The following is a 9,294-nucleotide window of genomic DNA, read 5'->3' as shown; positions in this document are numbered from 1 at the left end:
TTCTGGTGGTGATGCGCTAAGGGGACACACCCGTTCTCATCTCGAACACGATGGTTAAGACTTTAGCGGCCGATGGTACTATACTGGAGACGGTATGGAAGAGTAGGTGGCTGCCAGATTAAAAAATGGGCTTATAGCTCAGCTGGTTAGAGCGCACGCCTGATAAGCGTGAGGTCGATGGTTCGAGTCCATTTAAGCCCATTCATATTGAATAAAATTTGAACGATTATATATAAATCGTGGGGGCGTAGCTCAGTTGGGAGAGCACCTGCCTTGCAAGCAGGGGGTCAAGAGTTCGAATCTCTCCGTCTCCATTGAATCAGAAATGATTCATATGTGCGAGAACACATAAAACTAATGTACCTTGAAAACTACACATTGAAATATCTTAATTAGTAAATCTGAAAAGATTTAACAATTCAAGACATCCGAGGTCATATGAGAAATCATATGAAAGAAAACGTAACATAAGTTACACTAAACCAACACCTGCAACGCTATGCAGAGTGTAAATGCGAAAGCATTGAATGGTTAAGCGAATAAGAGCGTAGGGTGGATGCCTTGGCACTAAGAGCCGAAGAAAGACGTGATAAGCTGCGATAAGCGTTGGTGAGGAGCAAATATCCTGTGACCCAGCGATTTCTGAATGGGGAAACCCGGCAGGACAGACTCCTGTCACTGTATGGTGAATACATAGCCATGCAGAGGGAACCCGGTGAACTGAAACATCTAAGTAGCCGGAGGAAGAGAAAGAAACATCGATTTCCAGAGTAGCGGCGAGCGAAAAGGAAAGAGCCTAAACCGTCGTGCGTGCATGACGGGGTTCGGACTGCAACAAGTGAGCTGATTTGATAGAAGAACGGTTTTGGGAAAGCCGGCCAGAGAGAGTGAAAGCCTCGTAATCGAAATCAATAGGCAGCGAGCAGGATCCAAAGTACCACGAGACACGAGAAACCTTGTGGGAAGAAAGGGGGACCACCCCCTAAGGCTAAATACTACTTAGTGACCGATAGCGCATAGTACTGTGAAGGAAAGGTGAAAAGAACCCCGGGAGGGGAGTGAAAAAGAACCTGAAACCCTATGTTTACAAGCTGCGGAACAACTATCAAAAGTTGAACCGCGTACTTTTTGTAGAACGGTCCGGCGAGTTGCGTATGCGGGCAAGGTTAAGCACTGAAGGTGTGGAGCCGAAGGGAAACCAAGTCTTAAGAGGGCGTCAAGTCAGTATACGCAGACCCGAAACCGGGTGATCTATCCATGTCCAGGTTGAAGTTGCCGTAAAAGGCAATGGAGGACCGAACACACATCCGTTGAAAAGGGTGGTGATGAGGTGTGGATAGGGGAGAAATTCCAATCGAACCCGGAGATAGCTGGTTCTCCTCGAAATAGCTTTAGGGCTAGCCTCGATACAGACTAACGGAGGTAGAGCACTGAATTCTTAAGGGGGCGTCAAAGCTTACCAAGAGATATCAAACTCCGAATGCCGTATAGCCGATTATCGGGAGTCAGACTGCACGAGATAAGTTGGGCAGTCAAAAGGGAAAGAGCCCAGACCTCCAGCTAAGGTCCCAAAGTGCGTGTTAAGTGGAAAAGGATGTGGGATTTCGAAGACAACTAGGATGTTGGCTCAGAAGCAGCCATACATTCAAAGAGTGCGTAATAGCTCACTAGTCGAGAGGTCCTGCGCCGAAAATGTCCGGGGCTAAAACACGACACCGAAGCTGAGGAACATATAAATGTTGGTAGAGGAGCATTCTTAACGGAACGAAGCTGTACCGGAAGGAGCAGTGGACTGTTAAGAAGAGAGAATGCCGGAATGAGTAGCGAGATGGAGGTGGGAATCCTCCAGGCCGAATATCCAAGGTTTCCAGAGTAAAGCTGATCTGCTCTGGGTAAGTCGGGGCCTAAGGCGAGGTCGAAAGACGTAGTCGATGGACAACAGGTTGAGATTCCTGTACTGCAATGTAACAGAACTGTGGGGACACAGAGAGAAAGTGGGACCCGGGAGTGGAAAAACCGGGGCAAGCGGGGTACCGGAATGACAGGCAAATCCGTCATTCAACGGGAAGACGTAATGCGTACCGAAATAAGAGTAGGGAAGTCCATGAGCTAGCTGTCAAGAAAAGCCGCTATTGTTTGCATTGTACCCGTACCGTAAACCGACACAGGTGGATGAGGAGAGAATCCTAAGGCCGACGGAAGAAGTATTGTTAAGGAACTCGGCAAAATGACTCCGTAACTTCGGGATAAGGAGTGCCAGGAAACTGGCCGCAGAGAATTGGTCCAAGCAACTGTTTAGCAAAAACACAGGTTTATGCAAAACCGTAAGGTGAAGTATATGAGCTGACGCCTGCCCGGTGCTGGAAGGTTAAGGGGAGTGCTTAGCGCTTGCGCGAAGGTGCGAACTTAAGCCCCAGTAAACGGCGGCCGTAACTATAACGGTCCTAAGGTAGCGAAATTCCTTGTCGGGTAAGTTCCGACCCGCACGAAAGGCGTAATGATTTGGACGCTGTCTCGACAATACATCCGGTGAAATTGAAGTACCAGTGAAGATGCTGGTTACCTGCGCCAGGACGGAAAGACCCCATGGAGCTTTACTCTAGCTTGATACTGGGATTCGATATTGTATGTACAGGATAGGTGGGAGGCTGAGAACTCATGACGCCAGTTGTGAGTGAGCCGCTGTTGGGATACCACCCTTGCAGTATTGGATTTCTAACCTGCCGCCGTAAACCGGCGGGGGGACAATGTCAGGTGGGGAGTTTGACTGGGGCGGTCGCCTCCGAAAGAGTATCGGAGGCGCTCAAAGGTTCCCTCAGAATGGTTGGAAACCATTCGAAGAGTGCAAAGGCAGAAGGGAGCTTGACTGTGACACCGACGGGTGGAACAGGTACGAAAGTAGGACTTAGTGATCCGGTGGTATAAAGTGGGATTGCCATCGCTCAACGGATAAAAGCTACCCTGGGGATAACAGGCTTATCACTCCCAAGAGTTCACATCGACGGAGTGGTTTGGCACCTCGATGTCGGCTCATCGCATCCTGGGGCTGTAGTAGGTCCCAAGGGTTGGGCTGTTCGCCCATTAAAGCGGTACGCGAGCTGGGTTCAGAACGTCGTGAGACAGTTCGGTCCCTATCCGGCGTGGGCGTAGGATATTTGAGAGGAGCTGTCCTTAGTACGAGAGGACCGGGATGGACTGACCTCTGGTGTATCTGTTGTCTTACCAAAGGCATGGCAGAGTAGCCAAGTCGGGACGGGATAAACGCTGAAGGCATCTAAGCGTGAAGCCCCCCTCAAGATGAGATATCCCATACGCAAGTAATAAGACCCCTTGAAGACGACAAGGTTGATAGGTTAGAGGTGGAAGTGCAGTAATGCATGCAGCTGACTAATACTAATAGGTCGAAAGCTTAACCAAAACGGTTTAGGAAAGAGGACGGAAGTTAAGAATTGGAAGATAAGTTAATGTGTAGTTTTGAAGGTACATCCTTCAAATTTTCCTCGATAGCTCAATGGTAGAGCACACGGCTGTTAACCGTGGGGTTGTTGGTTCGAGCCCAACTCGGGGAGTATGGCTCCATGGTCAAGCGGTTAAGACACCGCCCTTTCACGGCGGTAACAGGGGTTCAAATCCCCTTGGAGTCACTGAATGCCACTTTTTGTGGCTTTAATTTTTACTAAGTTTATGCCGATGTGGCTCAATTGGCAGAGCAGCTGATTTGTAATCAGCAGGTTATCGGTTCGAGTCCGATCATCGGCTTTTGTTTTATAAATGGACCTTTAGCTCAGTTGGTTAGAGCAACCGGCTCATAACCGGTCGGTCCTGGGTTCGAGTCCCCGAAGGTCCACTAAAAACTTAGTTAAAATTAAATTATGGCCCGATGGCTCAGCTGGTTAGAGCGCCGCCCTGTCACGGCGGAGGTCGTGGGTTCGAACCCCATTCGGGTCGTTAAGATATTAATTATTATTTAACAATTAAATATCCCATGGGATCTTAGCTCAGCTGGGAGAGCATCTGCCTTACAAGCAGAGGGTCACAGGTTCGAGCCCTGTAGGTCCCATTAAACCGAAAGGTTTATGCCGGCGTGGCGGAACTGGCAGACGCACAGGACTTAAAATCCTGCGGGACTAACCTCCCGTACCGGTTCGATTCCGGTCGCCGGCATTTTAAAAGAGTACAAATGTACTCTTTTAAAATGTTTATATAATGTAAACATACAATGTGCGCTTAGCTCAGCTGGATAGAGCGTCTGGCTACGGACCAGAAGGTCGGGGGTTCGAATCCTCTAGCGCACGTTCATAGTTGTTACTATGGACTATAATTCAATCCATAGGGGATTGGTCTAATGGTATGATAGGGGTCTCCAAAACCTTTGGCGGGAGTTCGATTCTCTCATCCCCTGTAATTAAGAATGTTGAAATTTTTATTAGATAAAGATTTCGACATTTTTTTTGTTTATCGGGAAATTTCGTTGAAATTGTCCTGGTAAGTAAAAAACGCTCCGCGAGGATCGCACTGTGGCGGAGCAGAAAATGTTGCTATAGCAACCCGCCGAAGGCGGAGAATGTCGCAAGCGACATTCTTTATTCTGCTTTTTATAAATCACAATTACAAAATTGTAGAGTACATTTGATATATTTGCTATATGAAAGTTTTAAATGATATAGAAATAAGAGATTGCAAATTATAAAAATAATTTAAAGGAGGCAATAGAATATAAAGATTATAATGGATTAGTTTGCAAAATCTTAGTAATCAGAATTGGCTTACGTACAGGAGGAAAAAAGTATGGAAGAATTTTGTAGCAAATGTGGAACTAAGTTTGAAGGAAAGTTTTGTCCAACATGTGGAACACCATCAAAGAACAATATTATAGAAAATGCAAGAAGACCTGGATTAACTGATAGATCTTGGTTTGTTATATTGATGCTTTTTATTATATTTCCAGTAGGATTAGTCTTAATGTGGAGAAAAGAAAAATTTTCTAAAGCAGGAAGGATTGTTTTAACCATTATTGGGACCTGCTGGTTACTATTTATAGTAATATGTGGAAGTGCATACTATTATTATGAAAACAGTGGTGATATATATATTGATACAGTTAAAGAGTCATCACCTGATATATCAGAATATAGTGGCATTACATTTGGAGAAGCACTTGATGATTATTTTCTATATCCAAAATGGCGTTATTTTGAAAGTTCTTATGATACTGATATAGTGGAATTTACGGGATATGGCTCATATGATGGTTTATCAGGTACAATATTGATACAATTTGAAGTAACTGACTCTAAGAGCAAAGTTGTATATATGGAATTTAATTATGATGATATCGATGAAAGCGAGATATTTGACGAGTATGAAATAGATGATATTTTAAGCACAATTTTTGATGAAGTATTATATGGAGGATTTTAGTATGTTTTGTACGAAATGTGGATATAAAAATAATAATGATGTAAAGTTTTGCATAAATTGTGGCAATATGCTTCAAGCGTCAGGTCAATCGCAAAGTCAATCACAAAGACAAGCGTCAAGTCAACCACAGGGGCAATCACAAAGCCAGGCGATAAGCCAACCACAGGGGCAATCACAAAGCCAGGCGATAAGCCAACCACAGGGGCAATCACAAAGTCAGGCGACAAGCCAACCGCAAAATCAAATGCAAAGTGAATTATTAAATATAAGTCCGTTGCAAGGAATATATATGCAGCGCAAAGAGCCGATTGCAAATGAATTGCCAAAGAGTAGTGCTATGTCTATATTAATAGGTGGAATTTTTGGCCTGTTCTTCGGAGTTTTAGCAAGTGACCAGGGAATAGGAACGGTTATATTGATGGTTATGTTCGGAATAGTTGTTGGATTTAGCATATGGTTTGAAAGAGGTGTTATCAAATTAAAAGATCTTGATATAAAGAGATTTTACCTGCCAAGAGAGTCAGATAACAACGAGATATTTGAATTAATGTTAAGACTATGCAGCCATGACTCAATGAAAGTCGAACAAATGAAAAATGGCATTGTAAGGGTAATCAGAGATGAAATTAGATACGATATTTATATTGATAATAAGAGAAAATATTTTAGAATTGATCCATTTTGGGTTAATAAAAAATATTTTCTGACACCATACAGGCTTTTATATTTACAACATAAGAAGTATTATATACAGGAAATTGAAGCTATGGGATATATAGCATATTATATACAGCATGGATTAATGGGAGAAATATAAAATGAAGTGTACAAAATGTGGAGCAGAGTTAGATGACCATGCAAAGTTTTGTGGTTATTGTGGTAATGGAATAGAAAAGAAAAAGATTGAGTTAATAGATGTATGTAAAATAATATCGTTTATATGTGGTGGAATATTTGGATTAGCTATAAGTATAATTATTTTATTTGCCATATATAAATACAATGGAATGTCTAAGGAACATAATAATAATGGTAAAAAGGTTATAAATAATACTATTGCAGAATCGAAGAACAATATGTACGAAAATAAAACATATGAAAATAATGATACAATAGCTAGTGATAATACAGAGAATAATGGTATTGTAACAAATATTGATTATGGAATGTATGCAGATATGATAAAACACTATGCAACAAGTGAGTATGGCGTATATGGTTATTATTATGTATATGATATAGATAATGATGGAATTAACGAAGTAATTCTGGAATACGGAACCTGTAGTTCAGATTTGCAAAATATAATATTATATATAGAAGATAATCATGTAAAGTCGACAAGAGTTGAGCAAGGTGTATATGAATACTATGTTGCACCTGATGGTAATGGAATATATGCGGTATATGCACATATGGATCATGAAATAATTTATCAATATATCAAAAATGTAAATGGTATTGTAAGTAATCTTATTACCGATAGACAAATAGATATGCTGAATGGCGAAGATTATTATACTAATGATTTTCCTTTAGATGGATATGAACTTAATGATTTAAGTGGAATTTATGAATAAAAATATATGCTTACATATATTAAAAAAGATATCAATCTCTTTAAATTGCAATATTAATTTTGAAAGTGAATAATGCAATTTAAAGGATTGGTATTTTTTTACTTACTAGGAAATTTCGTCTAAATTGTCCTAGCAAGTAAAAATGCTCCGCGAGGATCGCACTGCGGAGGAACGGAAAATGTTGCTATCGCAACCCGCCGCAGGCGGAGAATATCGCAAGCGACATTCTTTATTCTAGGATAGGCAGCCTAAGAAAATAGATGCCACTAAAAAATAGACGTAATTAAGAAATAGTTGAAAAACGCTTATTTACATATTCCCAATTAATTACATTGAACCAGTTAGTAATATAATTTGCACGTTCATTTTTGTATTGTAAATAATAAGCATGTTCCCAGATATCAATATTTAATATTGGTGTAGCGGGATACGACAAGGGTGTATTCTGGTTAGCTCCACAGACAATATCTAATTTATAATCGCTGTATACAAGCCAGACATATCCTGAACCAATCAGTGAAGTGGCTTTTTTAGTGAACCAATCTACGAAGTTTGTATATGAACCAAAATTGTATTTTATGGCATATAATATTTCATCTTCAGGATAGGAACATTTGTCGGGTGACATACATTTGAAATATAACTGATGATTATATACGCCACCGGCAGAATTAAGAAGTTCGCATTTGAAAGAGATATTAGATTTGGATATATAGACCATTAATTCTTCAAGGGTAAGATTATGTAAGGAGGGGAATTTTGCTAATTTTTCATTGAGTGAATGAACATAAGATTTATAGTGTTTATTATAATGATAGTACAAAATTTCAGATGAAATATAGGGTTCAAGGGAATTTAATGAATATGGTAAATCTATAGGAATAAACGGATAATGCATAATTAACTCCAATTAAAAATAATTATTATATTATATGAAAAAAATATAATATTAATGATATAATAAATTATATTTATAACTGTAAGAGAATAAATTTATGGGAAAGGAGAATAATCATTTACCTTAATATTAAGGAAAAAGATTATAAGTGGTACTATGCCAGGATATATAACACATAACATTTTTGGAAGAGAAGAATTTAAAAAGATGAAATCGGAGGATGTCAGGTCAGCAATTCGAAATAACAGAAATGCCTTCAATATTGGGCTGCAGGGACCAGATATATTTTTCTATTTTCCTGCAAGTTTTATGATTAATAAGAAGAATTTAGGTTCAATTATGCATACCAGAAGAACAGGCGAATATATTAATAAAATGCTTGAGTATATCAATGGATTAGATGAAGAAAAAGATAGGGAAATAGCATTGGCTTATTTTGTAGGATTTCTGGGACATTATTCGTTGGACAGAACGTGTCATCCGTATATTTATTGGAAAACAGACAGAATGCATAAGACAAAGGATTACCACGCAAAGCATGTAACCTTAGAAACTGATATTGATTATATAATGTGCAAAAAGTTCTATAAAAGGGAAGTCAGCAAATTTCCATATGGTGAGTTAGTCAGACTTAATAGAAATGAGTTAGATGTTATTGCAGGATTGTTAAGTCAGGCATTAAATAATACTTTTAACTATATCAGGTTTAATTATGAATTGGCATATGCTGCCTTATTTAATTTTGGTGTGGTCATTAACCAGATCAAGGATAAATGTGGAAATAAGACCAGGTTCATAGGAAAGACTGAGAGAAAGCTAATGGGGTTTGAGTATTTTACACCATTATTTATTCGTGATGATTACAGAATTAAAAATGATGACCCATTGAATAATAATAAGTGTGAATGGTTTAATCCATGGAAAGAAGAAATTGTAAGTGATGATAGTTTTACAGAGCTTATGGAAAAGGCTTCCAATAGATATCAGAGATTAATTAATTCATTGGGAAATCCGACAGAATTCGCTAAAGAATTGGGAAATAAATCATTTCTTAATGGGTTGGAGCTAGATAGTGATTATAATAAAAGCTTGTAAAAATAATATATCTATAAAACGTAAAACAGCTAATGGGGGAGCCATTAGCTGTTTTGAGGGGAGTATAAATAATTAATAAGGGGTTATAAGGGAAAGGAACATTTGAAGGGTTATTCCTTTCCACACACATATAATAATATAAATTGTCGAAAAAAGCAAGCACTTTTTAAAAAATATGTTTTAATATTTTGAAAATTTATTCATGAGGTAAAAGGTTTGAATTTGCTTTAGTTGATATATTTAGTTCGTTATCAAACAACGCATATTACCATACATTATATCCATATATTGTATATTTGC

Annotated in this window: 5 protein-coding genes, 11 tRNA genes and 2 rRNA genes; 17 read left to right on the top strand and 1 reads right to left on the bottom strand. The window is 39.3% G+C overall.

Annotated features, from left to right (window positions below; genetic code table 11):
- Position 1: 1 nt before the first annotated feature.
- The 16 genes from rrf to OCV48_RS05640 all read left to right on the top strand — a co-directional run bounded on the left by rrf (position 2) and on the right by OCV48_RS05640 (position 7,001).
- Positions 2-119: ribosomal RNA gene (gene rrf / locus OCV48_RS05715) — 5S ribosomal RNA — on the top strand.
- Positions 120-127: 8 nt separating this feature from the next.
- A tRNA-Ile gene (locus OCV48_RS05710) sits at positions 128-201 on the top strand.
- Positions 202-241: 40 nt separating this feature from the next.
- Positions 242-314: transfer RNA gene (locus OCV48_RS05705), tRNA-Ala, on the top strand.
- A gap of 215 nt (positions 315-529) precedes the next feature.
- Positions 530-3,417 (top strand): 23S ribosomal RNA (locus OCV48_RS05700).
- Between the two features lie 80 nt (positions 3,418-3,497).
- Positions 3,498-3,569 (top strand) — tRNA-Asn (locus OCV48_RS05695).
- Between the two features lie 3 nt (positions 3,570-3,572).
- Positions 3,573-3,644: transfer RNA gene (locus OCV48_RS05690), tRNA-Glu, on the top strand.
- A gap of 42 nt (positions 3,645-3,686) precedes the next feature.
- Positions 3,687-3,759, top strand: a tRNA-Thr gene (locus OCV48_RS05685).
- Positions 3,760-3,773: 14 nt separating this feature from the next.
- Positions 3,774-3,847: transfer RNA gene (locus tag OCV48_RS05680), tRNA-Ile, on the top strand.
- A gap of 27 nt (positions 3,848-3,874) precedes the next feature.
- Positions 3,875-3,948: transfer RNA gene (locus OCV48_RS05675), tRNA-Asp, on the top strand.
- Between the two features lie 39 nt (positions 3,949-3,987).
- Positions 3,988-4,060: transfer RNA gene (locus tag OCV48_RS05670), tRNA-Val, on the top strand.
- A gap of 18 nt (positions 4,061-4,078) precedes the next feature.
- Positions 4,079-4,164 (top strand) — tRNA-Leu (locus tag OCV48_RS05665).
- Positions 4,165-4,221: 57 nt separating this feature from the next.
- Positions 4,222-4,295: transfer RNA gene (locus tag OCV48_RS05660), tRNA-Arg, on the top strand.
- Positions 4,296-4,331: 36 nt separating this feature from the next.
- Positions 4,332-4,402 (top strand) — tRNA-Trp (locus OCV48_RS05655).
- Between the two features lie 386 nt (positions 4,403-4,788).
- Positions 4,789-5,421 carry a zinc ribbon domain-containing protein gene (locus OCV48_RS05650; protein WP_021983414.1) on the top strand — a complete coding sequence of 211 codons (633 nt, stop codon included), beginning with the start codon at positions 4,789-4,791 and terminating at the stop codon, positions 5,419-5,421.
- A gap of 1 nt (position 5,422) precedes the next feature.
- Entirely contained in the window at positions 5,423-6,238 is an 816-nt protein-coding gene (locus OCV48_RS05645) for a zinc ribbon domain-containing protein (protein ID WP_262559163.1), read from the top strand.
- A 1-nt stretch (position 6,239) separates the two neighbouring features.
- Positions 6,240-7,001, top strand: a complete 762-nt coding sequence (locus OCV48_RS05640; RefSeq protein WP_147591367.1) for a zinc ribbon domain-containing protein — start codon at positions 6,240-6,242, stop codon at positions 6,999-7,001.
- A gap of 283 nt (positions 7,002-7,284) precedes the next feature.
- Here the strand turns inward: OCV48_RS05640 and OCV48_RS05635 are convergent, their stop codons facing one another.
- Positions 7,285-7,899 carry a superoxide dismutase gene (locus tag OCV48_RS05635; protein ID WP_147591366.1) on the bottom strand — a complete coding sequence of 205 codons (615 nt, stop codon included), beginning with the start codon at positions 7,897-7,899 and terminating at the stop codon, positions 7,285-7,287.
- Positions 7,900-8,055: 156 nt separating this feature from the next.
- Here OCV48_RS05635 and OCV48_RS05630 point away from each other — a divergent pair, with 156 nt between their 5' ends.
- The gene (locus OCV48_RS05630; protein WP_021983410.1) at positions 8,056-8,994 is read left to right on the top strand and encodes a zinc dependent phospholipase C family protein; all 939 of its coding nucleotides are present in this window, start codon (positions 8,056-8,058) and stop codon (positions 8,992-8,994) included.
- Positions 8,995-9,294 lie beyond the last annotated feature (300 nt).

This window comes from Bovifimicola ammoniilytica (genome assembly GCF_025567085.1).
Lineage (GTDB): Bacteria > Bacillota > Clostridia > Lachnospirales > Lachnospiraceae > Bovifimicola > Bovifimicola ammoniilytica.
The sequence above is the reverse complement of the archived record's forward strand: the minus strand, read 5'-3'. Positions and strand labels throughout refer to the sequence as shown.